Origin of the sequence: Bradyrhizobium sp. (assembly GCF_035309285.1) — a bacterium.
Lineage (GTDB): Bacteria > Pseudomonadota > Alphaproteobacteria > Rhizobiales > Xanthobacteraceae > Bradyrhizobium.
Genome location: NZ_DATGFH010000107.1, coordinates 14,603 through 32,003, shown reverse-complemented (window position 1 = coordinate 32,003; position 17,401 = coordinate 14,603). Strand labels below are relative to the sequence as shown.

At 65.1% G+C, this 17,401-nt stretch carries 14 protein-coding genes; 3 read left to right on the top strand and 11 right to left on the bottom strand.

Annotated features, from left to right (window positions below; genetic code table 11):
* The 3 genes from VKR55_RS21555 to VKR55_RS21545 all read left to right on the top strand — a co-directional run.
* Window positions 1–1,459: molybdopterin oxidoreductase family protein (locus VKR55_RS21555; protein WP_324406467.1), on the top strand; the 1,459-nt coding region annotated here is incomplete at its 5' end.
* Window positions 1,460–1,464: 5 nt separating this feature from the next.
* A complete protein-coding gene (gene fdhD, locus VKR55_RS21550; protein WP_324406465.1) occupies window positions 1,465–2,301 on the top strand; it encodes a formate dehydrogenase accessory sulfurtransferase FdhD in 837 nt (278 codons plus the stop codon).
* The gene (locus VKR55_RS21545) at window positions 2,285–2,503 is read left to right on the top strand and encodes a formate dehydrogenase subunit delta (RefSeq protein ID WP_324406464.1); all 219 of its coding nucleotides are present in this window, start codon (window positions 2,285–2,287) and stop codon (window positions 2,501–2,503) included. The genes fdhD and VKR55_RS21545 overlap by 17 nt, the downstream gene beginning before the upstream one ends.
* A gap of 12 nt (window positions 2,504–2,515) precedes the next feature.
* Here the strand turns inward: VKR55_RS21545 and VKR55_RS21540 are convergent, their stop codons facing one another.
* The 11 genes from VKR55_RS21540 to VKR55_RS21490 all read right to left on the bottom strand — a co-directional run bounded on the left by VKR55_RS21540 (window position 2,516) and on the right by VKR55_RS21490 (window position 17,316).
* Window positions 2,516–3,817 (bottom strand): MFS transporter, encoded by a 1,302-nt coding sequence (locus VKR55_RS21540; RefSeq protein WP_324406462.1) that lies wholly within the window; start codon window positions 3,815–3,817, stop codon window positions 2,516–2,518.
* Window positions 3,818–3,919: 102 nt separating this feature from the next.
* The gene (locus VKR55_RS21535) at window positions 3,920–6,856 is read right to left on the bottom strand and encodes a bifunctional [glutamine synthetase] adenylyltransferase/[glutamine synthetase]-adenylyl-L-tyrosine phosphorylase (RefSeq protein ID WP_324406461.1); all 2,937 of its coding nucleotides are present in this window, start codon (window positions 6,854–6,856) and stop codon (window positions 3,920–3,922) included.
* A gap of 68 nt (window positions 6,857–6,924) precedes the next feature.
* Window positions 6,925–8,391: a sensor histidine kinase gene (locus VKR55_RS21530; RefSeq protein ID WP_324406459.1), complete on the bottom strand. Its 1,467-nt coding sequence runs from the start codon at window positions 8,389–8,391 to the stop codon at window positions 6,925–6,927.
* Window positions 8,375–9,055: a response regulator transcription factor gene (locus VKR55_RS21525; protein WP_324406471.1), complete on the bottom strand. Its 681-nt coding sequence runs from the start codon at window positions 9,053–9,055 to the stop codon at window positions 8,375–8,377. Before VKR55_RS21525 ends, VKR55_RS21530 begins: the two co-directional genes overlap by 17 nt.
* A 332-nt stretch (window positions 9,056–9,387) precedes the next feature.
* Window positions 9,388–10,965 (bottom strand): Do family serine endopeptidase, encoded by a 1,578-nt coding sequence (locus VKR55_RS21520; protein ID WP_324406458.1) that lies wholly within the window; start codon window positions 10,963–10,965, stop codon window positions 9,388–9,390.
* A 244-nt stretch (window positions 10,966–11,209) separates the two neighbouring features.
* A complete protein-coding gene (locus tag VKR55_RS21515) occupies window positions 11,210–11,698 on the bottom strand; it encodes a cytochrome c-type biogenesis protein (RefSeq protein ID WP_324406457.1) in 489 nt (162 codons plus the stop codon).
* 3 nt (window positions 11,699–11,701) lie between these two features.
* Entirely contained in the window at window positions 11,702–13,684 is a 1,983-nt protein-coding gene (locus VKR55_RS21510) for a heme lyase CcmF/NrfE family subunit (protein ID WP_324406469.1), read from the bottom strand.
* A gap of 4 nt (window positions 13,685–13,688) precedes the next feature.
* On the bottom strand, window positions 13,689–14,174 hold the full coding sequence (gene ccmE, locus VKR55_RS21505) for a cytochrome c maturation protein CcmE (RefSeq protein WP_324406455.1): 486 nt from the start codon (window positions 14,172–14,174) through the stop codon (window positions 13,689–13,691).
* Window positions 14,175–14,208: 34 nt separating this feature from the next.
* The gene (ccmI, locus tag VKR55_RS21500; protein WP_324406453.1) at window positions 14,209–15,312 is read right to left on the bottom strand and encodes a c-type cytochrome biogenesis protein CcmI; all 1,104 of its coding nucleotides are present in this window, start codon (window positions 15,310–15,312) and stop codon (window positions 14,209–14,211) included.
* Window positions 15,313–15,548: 236 nt separating this feature from the next.
* Window positions 15,549–15,818, bottom strand: coding sequence for a hypothetical protein (locus VKR55_RS21495; protein WP_324406452.1), 270 nt, complete (start codon window positions 15,816–15,818; stop codon window positions 15,549–15,551).
* Window positions 15,819–15,915: 97 nt separating this feature from the next.
* A complete protein-coding gene (locus VKR55_RS21490) occupies window positions 15,916–17,316 on the bottom strand; it encodes a hypothetical protein (RefSeq protein WP_324406451.1) in 1,401 nt (466 codons plus the stop codon).
* Between the last annotated feature and the right edge of the window lie 85 nt (window positions 17,317–17,401).

The following is a 17,401-nucleotide window of genomic DNA, read 5'->3' as shown; positions in this document are numbered from 1 at the left end:
CGTCAACGCACTCGCGCATGTGATCGTCACCGAGGGGCTCGTCGCCGACGCGTTCGTCGCCGAGCGCTGCGAGACGCGCGCATTCGAGCAGTGGCGCGAATTCGTATCGCGTGCCGACAATTCGCCCGAGGCGACCGCCGACGTGACGGGCGTGCCGGCCGAGCAGGTACGCGCCGCCGCGCGCCTCTATGCGACGGGCGGCAACGCCGCGATCTACTACGGCCTGGGCGTCACCGAACACGCGCAAGGTTCGACGACGGTGATGGGCATCGCGAACCTCGCGATGGCGACCGGCAACATCGGCCGCGAAGGTGTCGGCGTCAATCCGCTGCGCGGCCAGAACAACGTGCAGGGCTCCTGCGACATGGGCTCCTTCCCGCACGAGCTGCCTGGCTACCGGCACATTGCGATCGACGCGGTGCGCGAAGAGTTCGAGGCGGCGTGGGACGTCAAGCTCGACAAGGAGCCGGGCCTGCGCATCCCCAACATGTTCGATTCCGCGATCGAAGGTACCTTCATGGGCCTCTATGTGCAGGGCGAAGACATCCTGCAGTCCGATCCCAACACCAGCCACGTGGTCGCGGCATTGTCGGCGATGGAATGCGTCATTGTTCACGACCTCTTCCTCAACGAGACCGCGAACTACGCCCACGTCTTCCTGCCCGGCTCGACCTTTCTCGAGAAGGACGGCACCTTTATCAACGCCGAGCGGCGCGTCCAGCGCGTGCGCAAGGTGATGACGCCGCGCAACGGCCTTGCGGATTGGGAAGTGACGATCCGGCTTGGCAAGGCGATGGGCTTCGAGATGGACTACAATCACCCATCCGAGATCATGGACGAGATCGCGGCACTGACGCCGACCTTCGCCGGCGTCTCCTACAAGAAGCTCGACGAGCTGGGCTCGGTGCAGTGGCCGTGCAACGAGAAGGCGCCCGAGGGCACGCCGGTGATGCATATCGGCAGCTTCGTGCGCGGCAAGGGCAAGTTTGTCGTCACCGAATACATCCCGACCGACGAGCGTACCGGTCCGCGCTTCCCGCTCCTGCTCACCACCGGGCGCATCCTCAGCCAATACAATGTCGGCGCCCAGACCCGCCGCACCGAGAATGTGGTCTGGCACGACGAAGACCGGCTCGAGATCCATCCCCACGATGCCGAGCAGCGCGGCGTGCGCGACGGCGACTGGGTGCGGCTCGCAAGCCGCGCCGGCGAGACGACGTTGCGCGCCCTGATCACCGACCGCGTCGCGCCGGGCGTGGTCTACACCACCTTCCACCATCCGGACACGCAGGCCAACGTCATCACCACGGATTTCTCGGACTGGGCGACCAGCTGTCCGGAATACAAGGTCACGGCGGTGCAGATTTCGCCCTCCAACGGGCCATCGGATTGGCAGAAGGCCTATGACGCGCAAGCGCGTCACTCCCGCCGCATTCTGCCGGCGGAAGCCGCGGAGTGAGCTTCGTGCAGCGTCCAGTCAGCCCGGTGCGGCGGAAGGCGTGGCGCGACGGTCGCGTCGCCGAGGGCACGCGGTTGATCCCGGAAGAGACCGCGCTGGCGCTGACCTATAACGGCGGCACCTACGCGGTGATGATGGGCACGCCGCAGGATTTGCCGGATTTCGCCCTCGGCTTCAGCCTCAACGAAGGCATCGTGCACTCGGCGGATGACATCAAGTCGCTCGATATCATCGGGCTGGGTGACGGCATCGAACTGCGCATGTGGCTATCGCCGGATCGCGCCGAACTCGTGAATGAGCGGCGGCGGCACATGGCCGGCCCGACCGGCTGCGGCATCTGCGGCATCGAGTCGATTGCGGAAGCGGTGCGCCCGACGGCGATCGTGCCGAAAGGACGCGCCTTCTCACCGCAGGAGATCATGACGGCGATGGCGACAATCGCGCCGCTGCAGCGGATCAATATCGAGACACGCGGTGCACACGCCGCGGCATTCTGGACGGCAGCGCGCGACATTATCTCTCTGCGGGAGGATGTCGGCCGTCACAACGCGCTCGACAAGCTCGCCGGCGCGCTCGCGCGCGAAAGGGCCGAAGCAAGCGAAGGCATGGTGCTGCTGACGAGCCGCGTCTCCGTCGAGATGGTGCAGAAGACCGCCGCGATCGGCGCACCGCTGATGGTCGCCGTCTCCGCGCCGACGGCACTCGCCGTGCGGACGGCGGAAGCCGCCGGCATTGCGCTTGTAGCGGTTGCGCGTTCCGACGGCTTTGAGATCTTCACCCATCCCGAGCGGGTTTCCGCCGATGTCGCCCTCACGGAGACCGCCCATGTCATCGTCGCCTGATCGCCTGGTCTACATGGCCAACCAGATCGGAAAATTCTTCCACGCGCAGGGACGCGACAGGGCAGTCGCTGGTGTCGCGGAGCACATCCGAAAATTCTGGGACCCCAGGATGCTCAAAGCCATCCTCGCGCATGTCGATGCGGGCGGCGCGGGCCTCGATCCCGACGTGCACGAGGCAATCGCATCTCTCAAGAATGCCTGACCCGCGCACACGCTAGGCCGTGTCCTGATCCGCCGTGGCGGTCAGATGCTTCGGCACCAGCAGAAGGGTCGGCAGGATCAGGGCGTAGACCAGCGTGATCGCGAGCACGCACACCGAAAAGCCGCCATAGGTATCGTAAAGATGGGTGCCAAGGAGGTCGCCAAAGCGCGTGACGGCGAAATAAAGGCTGCTCGCGAGCATCAGCGTCGTGCCCTGCAGGCCAGGCGGGCATGATCGGATGATCAAGTCCAGATACGCGCCGGTGGCGATCCCGCCCATCAGGCCGATCGGTACCGCCGCGATCAGGGCGCCCGTCATCGAATGGATGAACAGCAGCGGAACCATCTGCGGGATCGCAATGACGGTACCCCAGATCAGGATCGGCCTGAGCGCAAACCGCTTGCACAGAAATCCATAGACCATGAAGGCCGGGATGAACGATCCGGCAAAGATCGCGTTCCATTGCCCCCATTGGGCGTCGGTGGCGTGCAGCGTGTTCTGCAGATGATACTGCAGCGGCGTCGTCGAACCGGGGGCAAAATCCCACAGCGACCAGATCAAGAGCGCCGGGTAGATCGGCCAGTGTCGCGCCAGCGTCCTCAGGCTCTCGCTCGCAGACTGCCCGGGCGCGAGTTCGATTCGGACATGGTCGAACACCTCCTTTGGCTTCCAGACCGAATAAAGCGCGACCGTTCCCATGATGGCGGCGCCAACGAGAAACAGGATTCGCACCGCCCGGTCGGCGCCCTCATGCTCGAGCAGGCCGCTCAGCATGCCGCCTGCGAGCAAAGCGCCCACCGTCGGGATCGACAGGAAGATATTCCAGATGGCGCTGACCTGGCCCGTCATCGCGTGCTGTTGTCCAATCAACGCCGTCAGTCCATTCTGCGCGCTGGAGACAAACAGGAAGGAGACCGTCAGCATGACGAGGGCAACGAGCAGGGTCGGATAGCTGATCGGAACAAAGGCAAAGACGACATAGAGGGCGGCGCTGAGGCTTCCGAACAGCACCATCAGCCCACGGTCCCCCATGCGGAAGGGGCTCCACAGGTCGCGGGCAAATCCAAACACGAAGGACAGATAGAGCGGCACCGCTGCCAGCAGACGAAAACCGGCGACTTCATGGGCCTGCAAGTGCAGCTTGTTCTTGAGCAGGAAGCTGATCGGAATATCGATCAGGCCGCCCGAGGGCGCCCCGAACGCCAGCAAAACAATCAGGATGCCGAGATAGACGAAGATCCTGTGCCGAACGAACGATGACAGGTGCGCTTGGGTCCCGTCGACGACGGCCTCTGAGGCTCCGGCGGATGCCATCATATTGTCCTTTATCGCATGATCCGGAAAAGTGTGCAGCGGTTTTCCGAAAAGATCATGCGCAGATAATAAGCTGAAGCGCGGCGGCGAAGCCATCGCGCTTCAGCGTTCCTCGACGATCGACTTGAAGACGCGGCGCACCTCAGCTTGCGTCTCCTTGATGCGCGCTTCAAGAGACGAAAAATCGGGCGCGTCGCCGGCGCGCGCCAGCACGCGCTGCAGATCTTCGCCCGCCGCCTTCGGATCGAACTTGTCGCTGACGCAAAGTCTCAGCACCTGCGTGAGGTCGTGATAGAGCCTGCCGGCCGCGCGCAAAAGCTCGGCTTCCGCCGCCGGCAGCACGCCGAGCCGCGCGGCTCTTTCGATCACCTCGAGCGTATTGACGTCGAGGATATCGGGCTTCTCGCCGGCATGCACGAGCTGCAGATATTGCGCGATGAAGTCGATGTCGATCATGCCGCCGGCCGCATATTTCAGCTCCCACGGCTCGTCCTCGCCCTTCTCCTGCGCGATCGCGCGACGCATGTCGGCGACGTCGTGGGCGATGCCGATCGCCTCGCGCGGCCGCGTCAGCGCCTCGCGGATGACGGTCTCGATCCGCGCGCGAAACGCCGGCGTTGCCGAAATCACCCGCGCCCGCGTCAGCGCCATGTGCTCCCAGGTCCAGGCCTCGCGCTCCTGATATTCGGCAAAGGAATCGATGTGCGAGGCCAAGGGACCCGCCCGCCCCGACGGCCTGAGCCGCATGTCGATCTCGTAGAGCACGCCGTAGTTGGTGCGGGTCGTGAACGCAGAGATCAGGCGCTGGGTGAAGCGGGCAAAATAATGCGCGCCGCTGAGCGGCCGCTCGCCGTCGGAGTCCGGCGCGTCGGCGTCGAAATCATAAAGCAGGATCAGGTCGAGATCGGAGCTTGCAGTCATCTCGCGACTGCCGAGCCGGCCCATCGCCAGGATCGCCGTCTGCTGATCCCTGATGCGCCCGTGCTGGGGGGCGAAGCGCTCGGTCACGAGACCGTGCACGGTGTGCACGATGCCTTCGGCCACATCGGCGAAAGCAGTTCCCGCCTGTTGCGCGGAAACGGTGCCGGACAGGATGCGCGTGCCGATCAAAAACAGGCTCTCCTGGCCGAACAGGCGCAGCCGATCGAGAAACTCCTCATAGGAGTCCGCGTCCGTCAGCGTCGCCGCCAGCCGCACGGAAAGCTCGCGCCGGTCGGGCATGGCGCCGAAGAAGCGCGGATCGATCAGCCCGTCCATGAGCTGCGGCTGCCGCGCCAGCATGTCGCCGAGCCGGGGTGCCGCACCGAGCACCAGCGCCACCAGCGCGACGAGATCGCGGTTCTGGCCGAGCAGCGTGATCAGCCGCCCGCCCCGCTGCAGGGCCGCGAGGAAACGGTCGAAGGCGACCACCGCGCGGTCAGGCTCCTCGGCATTGGCGAGCCCGTCGATCAACGCCGGCAAAAACTCGGCAAACGCGGCCCGGGTTGATTCCGTGCGGAACACACGGTACTCGCCGGCCATCCAGAGCTGCACCGTTTGCGCCACCCTGACCGGCTCCTTGAAGCCGAGCGCGGCAAGATGATTGAGCAGGCGCTGGTCCTCGGGGCCAGCTCTGTAATCGATATCGGCCGGCGTCGCCGTTCCGGTCGGATCGCCCTCGAACAGCTTGGCGTAATGCCCCTGCACGATGTTGAGCTGCGCCAGCAAATCCTTCGCAAAGGCGGCGCGATCCGGATAGCCGAGGAAACGCGAAAAGCGCTCGACCGCCTCGACATTGTCCGGCAGCGAATGCGTCTGCTCGTCGGCAATCATCTGCAGCCGGTGCTCGACGCGACGCAGGAATTGATAGGCCGCGGAAAGCTCGTCGCGCGCCTCGCCGGTAATCCAGTTGCTCGAAGCTAGGACGCTGAGCGCCTCCAGCGTCGGCCGCACCCGTAGCTCTGCATGCCGACCACCCGCGATCAATTGCTGGGTCTGTGCGAAGAATTCGATCTCGCGGATGCCGCCGCGGCCGACCTTGACGTTGTGGCCTTCGACCGCGATCTCGCTCTGGCCGCGATAGGTCTGCATCTGCCGCTTCATGTCGTGGACGTCGGCAAGGGCTGCGAAATCGAGATGCTTGCGCCAGACGAACGGCGCGATCTCGGCGATCATCGCCTCGCCTGCCGCAAGATCGCCGGCGCAAGCGCGCGCCTTGATCATGGCGGCGCGCTCCCAGGTCCGCCCTTCCCGCTCGTAATAGTGCAGCGCCGCGTCGGTCGAGATCGCGACCTGCGTCGAGGCCGGATCCGGCCGCAGCCGCAAATCGACGCGGAACACGTAGCCGTCGCCGGTGCGCTGCTGCAACAGCCGCGCCATCGCCTGCGCAACACGCACAAAGAATGGCTGCGGCTCGATATCCTCGGCGAGCGTCGGCGCTTCCGGATCGAAGAACACGATGAGGTCGATGTCGCTGGAATAGTTCAACTCGCCCGCGCCCATCTTGCCCATGGCGAGCACGAACAGGCCGCTATCCGCCTCTGGATGTTCGCCGTCTTTCGGCGAAAGCCGCCCACGCACGGTCTCCTGCCGCAGCACATGGCGCAGCGCCATCTGCACCGAGGCGACCGCAAGATCGGTCAGCGCCGCGGTCACCTGCATCACCGGCCAGACGCCGCCGATGTCGCAAAGCGCAATCAAGAGCGCCGCCTCCGACTTCATGCGCCGGAGCAGCCGCATCACTTCGGCTTCGCCCGAGGCGGCAAACACGTCGCCTGCTGTGGTTTCGATCAGCGAGGCAAGATGTTTCTCCGGCTCGCATTTCAAAATCCGGATCAGCCGCGCCGCCTCGCTGCGGATCAGCTCGAACAGATAGGGCGAATATTCGGCAATGCCGAGCAGGATGGCTTTGGCGCGCGTCTGCTCAAGCAGCGCGGCGATCTCGGCCGTTTGCTCGCCTTCCAGCTCGGCCAGCCAGCTCTGCAGGGCCAGGTCGGCCTTGTCGGTCGCGGAAATGTGCGGCCCGTCCACAAACCGCGCGGCCAGTGCGCGTATCGTCATAGCTTGGAGATCACGACTTCGGGGACGGGTGGTTGGACGCGGCTCCGCGTCGCCCTTCGCGGATCAGCTCATGCGACCTTCTGTGGCACATCCGCTGTCGGCGCCGCAAGGGTGGCGCCGGTACGCGCCGGCAGGACCAGAGTCGCGACCAGGCCGGGATAGGCATCGCCCAGCCGCAACTCACCGCCGTGCAAGGTCGCGACCGCCGAAGCCAGGCTGAGCCCCAAGCCGGAACCGGGCTGCGATCTGCTGGAATCGAGCCGCACAAAGCGCTCCATGGCGTGCTTGCGCTCGCCTTCCGGGATTCCGGGGCCGTGATCAGTGACGCTGAGCAGCACCCGATCGGCTTCGCGACGGGCCTCGATCAGGATCTGCTTGGCATCGAGGCTCACGACCGAGCTCTTCGACTCACCGGCCTTTGGCTCGACGGGCTTGCCATATTTGATCGCGTTCTCGACGAGATTGGCGAGGGCCTGGCTGATCAATTCCCGGTTGCCATGCAAGGGTGCAGGCGCAGTCTTCAGCCGCAGCGTCATGCCGTCATCTTCCGCCAGCGGCTCGTAGAGCTCGTGAATGCCTTCGGCAACCGCAGCGGCATCGAAATCATCCATGTTGCCGCGCGCCTGCCCGGACTCGGCGCGCGCGATCATCAGCAGCGCGTTGAAGGTGCGGATCAGACCATCGGACTCCTCGATGGTGCGCTCCAGCGCCGCGCGGTAGTCGGCCTCGCAGCCGGATTTCGCCAGCGCGTCCTCGGCGCGATTGCGCAGGCGCGTCAGCGGCGTCTTGAGGTCATGGGCGATGTTGTCGGAGACTTCCTTCAGTCCAACCATCAGCGCCTCGATCCGCTCCAGCATCGCGTTGAGATTGGAGGCGAGCCGGTCGAGCTCGTCGCCGCTGCGTCCCACAGGCAGGCGGTCGGAAAGATCGCCGGCCATGATGCGTTGCGCGGTGCCGGTCATGGCGTCGATCCGCTGCAGCACGCGCCGCGCGACGAAGATGCCGCCGCCGATGCCGAGCACCACCACAACAAGGATCGACCATTGCGCGGCCTTGGCGACGATGCCGAACAGGCGCCGCCGCTCTTCCAGGTCGCGTCCGATGAGAAGCCGAAAGCCCCCGCTCAACTGCCTCACGTTGACGAGCGCGCGATGATAGGCTTTGTCCTGCTCATCCAGCCGCCGGTAGGCGGTCTCGGACCAGCCCGTGGTGCCCATCACGCCGGGCGCCAGCGAGCCGACATTGCCGGCGATCGCGAGGCCGGCCGGCGTGGTGACGAGATAGAGATTGGCGCCCGGCCTGAGCGCGCGGTTCTCGATGGTGAAGAACAGACCGCGCAGACCGCGCCGGCCATAGATATCCGTGATCTCGCTCATCTCGGCATTGACGGTCGTGGTGATCTGCTCGGTGATCATCCGACGCGTGTTCCAGGCGAAATAGGCAAGCAGCGAGGCCGCAAAAAGCGCAAACAGAAACAGGTAGACCAGCGTCAACCGGAACGCTGTGGTTCGGATCAGCTTACCGAATGCCGTCACGAATCATGTATCCCGCGCCGCGAATGGTATGGAGCAGCGGCCGCTCAAAACCCTTGTCGATCTTGGAGCGCAGCCGCGAAATATGCACGTCGATCACGTTGGTCTGCGGATCGAAATGATAGTCCCAGACATTTTCCAGCAGCATGGTGCGCGTCACCACCTGGCCGGCATGCTTCATGAGATATTCGAGCAGCCGGAACTCGCGCGGCTGCAAGGTCAGTTCGTCCTTGCCGCGCGCCACGCGATGCGAGAGACGATCGAGCTCGAGATCGCCGACGCGATAGGTGGTCTCCTCGGCCGGGCCTACATTGCGGCGCGACAGCACCTCGACGCGTGCGAGCAGCTCGGCGAACGAGTAGGGCTTCGGCAGATAATCGTCGCCGCCGGCGCGCAGGCCCTTGATGCGATCGTCGACCTGGCCGAGGGCCGAGAGGATCAGGACCGGCGTGCGGTTGCCCTTGTCGCGCAGGGCGCCGATCAGTGACAACCCGTCGCGCTTCGGCAGCATGCGGTCGACCACCAGCACGTCATAGTCGCCGCTTTCGGCCATCGACAGCCCCTCCTCGCCGTCGCCGGCGAGATCGGCGACGTAGCCGACTTCGCGGAACGCCTTCACCAGATAATCAGCAGACTCGCGGTCGTCTTCGATGATCAGGATGCGCATTTGCGAAGCAACGGCTGAAGCGGTGGCGGTCACGGTCGTCGACTTTCCTTCAACATGGCGCGGTCGGCGCTTTCATGCAAGGCGACCGAACGCCAATCGGTTGACCGAAAAAGCGGGCGGTGAAGCTGGGGGACCTCACCGCCCTTAGAGCCTTCCGACGGAGGGGGGCGATATCCATCGGAAGGAGGGAGGCGGGAGCGGGCTTTTGGCCCGCTCCCCGGAAAGAGCCGTCGGCGGGGGCGACTGATGCCGGCGACACCCTCCAACTCGTAAAGCCCGTTAGTTGAGCATGGTCTTATCGGAAAACCGCTACCCACTTTTCCGGACCATGCTTAGCCCTTGGCGAGCGGCACGGCGACGAAGCGCGATTGTCCGCCGGTCTTCACGCGCATCAGGATGACGTTCTTGTTGTCGTTCTTCGCGGCCTTGATCGCATCGCGCACATCGTTGGCGCTGGTGACCGTCTTGCCGGCGACCTCGAGAATGACATCGCCTTCCTTGAAGCCGCGCTCGGCCGCTGCACTCTTCGGGTCGACCTCGGTGACGACGACGCCGTCCTTGCCGGCGCCGGCCACGCTGCTCGAGGGCGCCACCGTCAGGCCGAGCTTCGGCACGTCGGTGCCGCGCGAGCTCTTGCCGTTGTCGTCGTTGTCATTGTCGGCCTTGGCCTCAACCGTGTTCGGCAGCGTGCCGAGCGTGAGGTTGATGACCTTGTCGGAGCCCTTGTGCAGGATGTCGAGCTTGACCGCGGTACCCGGCGCCATGCCGCCGATGGTGCGCGCGAGCTCGCGCGCATCCTTGACGTTCTCGCCGTTGACCGCGGTGATCACGTCGCCGGACTCGACGCCGGCCTTGGCCGCAGGACCGTCTTTCTGGGGTTCGGCAACGAGCGCGCCTTCCGCCTTCTTCAGGCCGAGGCTGTCGGCGATATCCTGCGTCACCGGCTGGATCTGGACGCCGATCCAGCCGCGGCTGACGGTGCCCTTGTCCTTGAGCTGCTGCACCACACTCTTCACGGTCGAGGCCGGAATCGAGAACGCGATGCCGACGCTGCCGCCGGACGGCGAATAGATCGCGGTGTTGACGCCGACGACGTCGCCGTCGGTGTTGAACGCCGGACCGCCCGAATTGCCCTTGTTCACGGGCGCGTCGATCTGGATGAAGTCGTCATAGGGGCCGTTGCCGATGTCGCGGCCCATGGCCGAGACGATGCCCGCGGTCACGGTGCCGCCGAGACCGAAAGGATTGCCGACCGCGAGCACCCAATCGCCGATGCGGGGCTTGCCGTCGGAGAGCTTGGCAAACGAGAAGTTGGAGCCGCCCTCGACCTTGATCAGCGCCAGGTCGGTGCGTGCGTCGGTGCCGATCACCTTCGCCTTGTAGGTCTTGCCGTCATCGGTCGTCACCTCGACCTTGTTCGCACCGTCGACGACGTGGTTGTTGGTGACGGCATAGCCGTCTGCGGAAATGAAGAAGCCGGAGCCCTGGCCCATGATCACGTGATTACCGTGAGGGCGCAGGCCGGGCGGAAGGCCGTCCGGACCGCCGAAGCGGCGGAAGAAGCGCTCCATCGGCGAACCGGGCTGGAACGGCGAATCGTCATCGTCGTCGCCCTTGGCGACCTTCTCGTTGATATTGACCTTCACAGAGATCACCGACGGCTTCACGCGCTCGACAATGTCGGCGAAACCGACGGGCTTCTGGACCTTGCTCACCTCATTGGCGACCTGCGCATGCGCAGGCGTCGTCAAGACGTTCACGGGGCCGCTCGAGGGGCTGAAGCCGTAGACGGCAATGCCAAGGCCGGCGACAACGGAACCCATCAGCGCGAGCTTGCGCGCCGAGAGCAGCGAACGCCGCGGCTGGCGGAACGACGAGAGCGTCGAGAGGTCGGTGGGACGGTCGGTCATTAAGCTTTCTCCAAAGCGAGAAGTTAGGGATGCGGGGGCCGGCGCCGTTCAGAGGCCAACATGCGGCCAACATGGGGACTGGCGCCTTACAACGCGCTGGCGGCGGAGTTAAAGTTTGGTAATGAACGCCGCTTTCCATGCGGCAGTTTATCGCAGGTGTAAGCCTTTGCGATTACACGGGTTCCCGCCGCTTGCCCGAACCCGAAGCGGAGCACGGAATCGGCCTTGAATTATGACCAAAGACCTAGGGCTTTTCCGCCGGCGCGTCGCCCGCCATCAGGGCTGCCAGGCGGGCCTCTTCGTCCGCGGTGAGCGGTCGATTCGCGGCATCGGACTCCTCCCGGGAACGCCGCCTCGCCTGCCGCCAGAGCGCCACTCCGCCGGCGATCAGCAGGAATGGTGGAACCAGCCAGAGCAGCAGCGTCTGGCGCTCGAACCTCGGCTTCAGCAACACGAACTCGCCATAACGCGCGACCAGGAAATCGATCACCTGTTGGTCGCTGTCACCGGCCGCAATCCGCTCCCGCACCAGGAGGCGGATGTCGCGCGCCAGCGGCGCTTCGGAATCGTCGATCGACTGGTTCTGGCAGACCATGCAGCGCAGCTCGCGCGAAAGCGCGCGGGCACGCGCTTCCTTGGCGGGATCGGACATCATTTCGTCCGGCAGCACGGCATGCGCGGGCGACAGCGCGATCAGGATCAGCAAAGTGGCGGCCGCAACGATCCGCTTCATGCCCTACTCCGCCGCCTGCAGGCCGCGCACCGCCCTTGCCGGCTTCGGCGCACCGATGCGCAAGCGGCGGTCCGACAATGACAGCAAGCCGCCGAGCGCCATCAGCACCGGGCCGAACCAGATCAGGAGCACCAAGGGCTTGTAATAGATGCGCACAGTCATGCCGCCGTCCGCAGTGGGATCGCCGAGCGAGATGTAAAGCTGGCTCGCGCCTCGCGCCAGCAGTGCGGCTTCAGTGGTCGTTGCGCCGCTGGCGGTGAAGTGTCGCTTCGACGGCGTCATCACGGCAAGCTTCCTGCCGTCGAGGCTGACCGTGAAAGACGCGATCTGCTCGCGATAATTCGGCCCCTGCCGCTGCGAGAGTCTGTCCAGCTTCAACTCGTAGCCGGCGAGTGGCCTGAGATCGTTCGGCTTCATCGTACCGATATATTCGCTGTTCCAGGTCGTCTCGCAGACGATGCCGATCAACGCGACGCCGATGCCGGCATGGGCAAAGGCCGTGCCCCAGGCCGATCGCGGCAAACCGGCGGCGCGGCGGAGCGAAACGGCAAACGGACTTCGGAACGCTCCGATGCGCTCGGCGAGATCGCTTAGCGTGCCTGCGATCACGAAGATCGCGAGCCCGATCGCCAGCGGCGCCAGCGCGCTGCCGCCCCTGGCCCAGGCCCACGCGATCGCAACCGCGATCAATGCCGCGACGCCGGCGGCAAGCAGCCGCTGCGATGCTCCAAGGAGATCGCCGCGCTTCCAGGCGAGCATCGGTCCGAAGGGCACCGCAACCATCAGCGGCACGAACAGCGGTGCGAAGGTAAGATTGAAGAAAGGCGCGCCGACCGAGATCTTGTCACCGGTCAGGACTTCGAGTGCCAGCGGATAGAGCGTACCGACGAATACGGTGGCGCAGGCCGTGGTGAGAAACAGGTTGTTCAGCACCAGCGCGCCCTCGCGCGAGATCGGCGCAAACAACCCGCCCTGCTTCAACGACGACGCCCGTCCCGCAAACAGCGACAGGCTGCCGCCGATGAAGAGGCAGAGGATCATGAGGATGCCGACGCCGCGCGTGGGGTCGCTGGCAAAGGCATGCACTGAGGTGAGAACGCCCGAGCGGACCAGGAAGGTGCCGAGCAGCGACAGCGAGAAGGTCAGGATCGAGAGCAGGATGGTCCAGACCTTCAGCGCGTTGCGCTTCTCCATCACCAGCGCCGAATGCAGCAGCGCCGTGCCGGCAAGCCACGGCATCAGCGACGCGTTCTCGACCGGATCCCAGAACCACCAGCCGCCCCAGCCCAATTCGTAATAGGCCCAGTACGAGCCCATCGCGATGCCGATCGTGAGGAAGATCCAGGCCATCAGCGTCCAGGGCCTGACCCAACGCGCCCAGGCCGCATCGATGCGTCCTTCCATCAGCGCCGCAATCGCAAACGAGAACGAGATCGAGAAGCCGACATAGCCGAGGTAGAGCATCGGCGGATGGATGGCGAGGCCAATGTCCTGCAGCACCGGATTGAGGTCGCGGCCCTCGATCGGCGGATTTGGGATGCGCAGGAACGGATTCGAGGTGATCAGGATGAAGAGATAGAAGGCGCCCGCGATCCAGGCCTGCACCGAGAGCACGCGGGCGCGGAGCGAGAGCGGCAGATTGTTGCCAAAGGCCGCGACAAGGCCGCCGAACAGCGCGAGGATCAGCACCCAGAGCAGCATCGAGCCCTCGTGATTGCCCCAGACGCCGGTGACCTTGTAGATCATCGGCTGCAGCGAATGCGAATTCTCGAAGACGTTGGTCACCGAAAAGTCGGAGGTGACGTGCAGCGTCACCAGCGCCGCAAACGACAACGCCACGAACAGGAACTGCGCCAGTGCCGTCGAGCGCGCGACGTTCATCAGCGCCACATCGCCCCAGCGCGCGCCGAGGATCGGCACGAAGGACTGGATCAGCGCCAGCCCGAGCGCCAGCACCAGGGCATAATGTCCGGCTTCCGCGATCACCTCATCAGCCTCCATGCGCGCAAGTCGCGCCCTTCATATTCTCGGCGAGCTTCTTGTCGTAGTCGTCCTTCCAGTGCCCCTGCTTCTTCAGCGCGTCGGCGACGTCCTTGGGCATGTAGTTCTCGTCATGCTTGGCAAGCACGGTGTCGGCGCGGAACGTGCCGGACGCATCGAGCGCGCCTTCGGCGACGACGCCCTGCCCTTCGCGGAACAGGTCGGGCAGGATTCCCTTGTAGGTGACCGGCAGCTTCGCGCTGCCGTCAGCGACCTCGAAGGAAATCTGGCTGTCCCCACAGACCAGCGAGCCCGGCTGCACCAGGCCGCCCAGGCGGAAGCGTTTTCCCGGCGCAATATGCTGCTCGGCCGCCATCGACGGCGTCGAGAAGAACACGATGGAATCGCGCAGTGCGTACAGCACCAGGCCGGCTGCGAAGCCGAGTACCGCAAGCGAGCATCCAATCATGGTCAGGCGGCGCTGCTTGCGTGTCATGCTTTCACTCTAACCTCGACCTTGGGCATCCCGTTCATCCATCGAGCCCCAGATTCTTCAGGCCCTCGTTCAACTGCTTGAGCCGCTCGGCGTCATTGGCCACCGCCTGGCGCGCGTCGGTCTGCGCGGCTATGGCTTTGTCGCGATCACCCATCACCAGATAGGCGCGCACCAGCTTGAGCCAGCCGTTGACGTCGTCGCCGTTCTGCTTCAGCCGCGTCGCCAAGCGCTCAACCATGCCGCGGATCATGGCGTCGCGGTCGGAGGCGCTCATGCTCTTGGCGGCCGCCATGGTCTGTTCCGAAAGCGGCGGCGCCGCTGGCGCACCAACGCGCATCAAGGCCGCCTGAACCAGCGGACGCCACGGCGCATCGGCCGGCGCCTTCTCCAGCATCGCCCGCCAGATCGTGGCGGCCTTCTCCTTGTCGCCGTCCTGCTCCGCGGCAAGGCCGACGAAATAGCTCGACTTGACGTCGCCGGCATCGAGCGCGAGCGCACGATCGAATTCGGCCCGCGCATCCTTGGTGACGACGCCGCCGGCGGCCGCCGTGATGGCCTCGCCGAGATCAGCGCGGCGCAGCGCGCTCTCGCCGTTATAGGTGATGGAATTGCGGAACGCCCGCACCGCATCGTCGTAGCGCCCAAGCCGCATCAAGACCGGCGCGAGCACGCTCCAGCCACGGCCGTCGTTCGGGTTCTTCTCCAGATGCCGCTCGACCTGCGCCACCAGGTTTTCCAGCGGCTGCGATGCATCCGCCTTCCGCGTGCGTTCGGCGAGCGGAAAATCGGGAAGCCATGGCGAGCCCAGTGGCAGATAGATGGCAAGCGCGAGCAGCGGCAGCCCCACCAGCGCCATCACCGCGGCGCCCCGACGCCATTTGGTGTTCGATGGCGCGGGCTGGTCGCGTGTCTCGGCAGCGGCGGCGAGCAGCCTGCGGCTGATCTCGAGACGCGCAGCCTCAGCCTCCGCCTTGGCGATCAAGCCGGAAGCGAGGTCGCGGTCGATTTCGGCAAGCTGGTCGCGGTAGACCGTGGCCTCATTGCCGCCGGTTTGCTGGCCCTTGCCAAGGCCGAGCGGCAGCAGCACAGCGAAGACCGCTGCCACCGTCATCAGCGCGAACACGAACCACAAATTCATCCAAAGCCAGTTCCTGCGGCGCCCTCTGAAGCGCGACGCCGCGCTCGAGATTCCTGATTGAGCATAATCGGCCCGGAAGCCCGGTATCCAGCCCGCGATCTAAAGTGCGGGACGGCCCTTTTCCGGATCTGCCCTTCATGCGCCGGTCTACACCACAGCCGCCGAGCCCGGCAATTGACAATAGTCAATTCCGCGGCATTGCGCGATGCGTCCAAAAGCCAAAGGATAATAATCAGTTAGTTGATGTTGAAATCCGCGCTGCGGGCGACGTCCTTGCCATGCGCGTTGCGTGCAGTCAGGAAGTAGATGCCGGGGACCACCGTGTCCGGAAGGCGGATTCGCAAAGTCCCGTTGGGCATCGGCGAGGTGATCGTAGTCACCGGCTCAGGCAACGGCGAGCCGCTGGCCTTGTCGACCAGGACGACCTTCGCCTTGACCATAAGGTTCCGATATGTGGCGGAAACGACCCGGTTCTCGAGTTCAACGAAATTGATGGCGGAATTCATGCGCGGGAAAGAATTTACAACGGAATCTGTGCGCGGGACCGTACGTGTCCACGCCCCCTCCGGTCAACCGCAAATTGTAGCGAGAGTTTCGAAGGATTTAACCGGCATGCGAAGGCTTGCGCGGCTCGCCGGTCAGCGCGTTGTCGACCGCCCGTCTCATCAGGGAGGCGTATTCGCGCCCGAACAGGGCCTCGCAGAAGCGGATTGCGGCTTCGGCCTGAAGCTGGCGGTAAGCGCGCGCCCGGAAGTCGCCGCCGCGCAGTGACTGGACCAGCGCCTCGGTGGCCTTTTCCACATATTGCTGCAGGTCGGAATAGGTTCGCAGCGTCACCTCGTTGATCGCAAGCTCGCTCGCATAGGTGCGGCAGACGCCGACGAAATCGATCAGCGCGGCAGTGTCATCGACCTCGGTGCCGTCGATCCTGGCGCCGGCCAGGATATCCTTGTCGGAGCGCTGGCGCAGAATGCGGCGGACGCGGCCCGGAACGCTGTCGATTTCCGATTGCAGGGTGTCGGAAATCTCGGCCCGGATCGAGGCGAGCTGCCGGCCCCAGGTCGAGTCCTGGCGCAGATCGAGCTCGGTGCGCAGCCCCCGCACTCCGTCGTGCAACGCCTTGAGATGGTCGGGGACGCTCGCGAACTGGCCGCGTCGGATATCTGTCCGCAGCGTGACGACAAGGCAGAACAGGTCGTGCAGCGCGATCGTCACCGCCATGGCGTAAGGCGTCGCCGCGACGCGGATCTCGTCATCGGAAGCCGCCATGCGGATCGCGATGCGGATGATCTGCCAGGGCTGGGTCAGGCGCTGCCCCAGGAGCGAGAGCGCAAACGGCAAGAGCTGCGGCGTTTGCAGGGTCGGCACGTTGAGCGCTTCGCAGGCGGAGGCGATCTGGGAATCGCCGAACACACGCAAACTCATCGGCAGCCGCCCGGCGAGCGCATCGAGCGCATCGCGCGCCTGCAACACCGATCCGATCGGCAACAGGTCCTCGATCACATTGGGCGGGCCGATGCGCGCGAGCGCACGCGGGTTGTCGCCGCCGGACGGCGAGGTGATCTGGAAGATCGCATCCGCCACGGCGAGCTGAAGCGTGCGGAGTGCCGCCTCGGGCGGTTCGGCGTCCTCGCCGACCTTCATCAGCGCGGCCTCGAATTCCTCCACCTGCGCCGGCGCACCGGTGCGCATCAGCCATTGCCACAGTGGCTGCAGCGAGGTGCGGCGGATCTGTCCCGGCCGCATCGGAACGTTGTTATCGACGAGGAACGGCTCGATCGGCTGGAACAGATAGCGCGCCACGTCCTCGCTGCGCGGAGGGGACGGTGCATCGTCCTCGATCCTGCGCACGACCTTGCGCAATTGGCCCAGCACGAGCGCGGCGACCGCGGTATCCTGGCCTCGTTCGATGGCGCGTTCGAACTCCCGCATCAGCAACGCCTGCGATCGCGGCGGAAGCTGTCCGAGATATTCCCTCAGCCGCTCGATCGATGTCTGGTCCATGCTGTGATGCAGATTAAGTGCGGTGACGGCGACATGTCTCCACCGGGGACCATAACGGTGCCGGTGTTAAGAAGTCGTTTAGTAA

Bases quoted from the DNA above. Each gene is read 5' to 3' on its own strand.
- VKR55_RS21545 (WP_324406464.1), top strand. From the start codon at position 2,285: ATGTCATCGTCGCCTGATCGCCTGGTCTACATGGCCAACCAGATCGGA.
- VKR55_RS21540 (WP_324406462.1), bottom strand. From the start codon at position 3,817: ATGGCATCCGCCGGAGCCTCAGAGGCCGTCGTCGACGGGACCCAAGCG.
- VKR55_RS21535 (WP_324406461.1), bottom strand. From the start codon at position 6,856: ATGACGATACGCGCACTGGCCGCGCGGTTTGTGGACGGGCCGCACATT.
- VKR55_RS21525 (WP_324406471.1), bottom strand. From the start codon at position 9,055: ATGCGCATCCTGATCATCGAAGACGACCGCGAGTCTGCTGATTATCTG.
- VKR55_RS21520 (WP_324406458.1), bottom strand. From the start codon at position 10,965: ATGACCGACCGTCCCACCGACCTCTCGACGCTCTCGTCGTTCCGCCAG.
- VKR55_RS21515 (WP_324406457.1), bottom strand. From the start codon at position 11,698: ATGAAGCGGATCGTTGCGGCCGCCACTTTGCTGATCCTGATCGCGCTG.
- ccmE (WP_324406455.1), bottom strand. From the start codon at position 14,174: ATGACACGCAAGCAGCGCCGCCTGACCATGATTGGATGCTCGCTTGCG.
- ccmI (WP_324406453.1), bottom strand. From the start codon at position 15,312: ATGAATTTGTGGTTCGTGTTCGCGCTGATGACGGTGGCAGCGGTCTTC.
- VKR55_RS21495 (WP_324406452.1), bottom strand. From the start codon at position 15,818: ATGAATTCCGCCATCAATTTCGTTGAACTCGAGAACCGGGTCGTTTCC.
- VKR55_RS21490 (WP_324406451.1), bottom strand. From the start codon at position 17,316: ATGGACCAGACATCGATCGAGCGGCTGAGGGAATATCTCGGACAGCTT.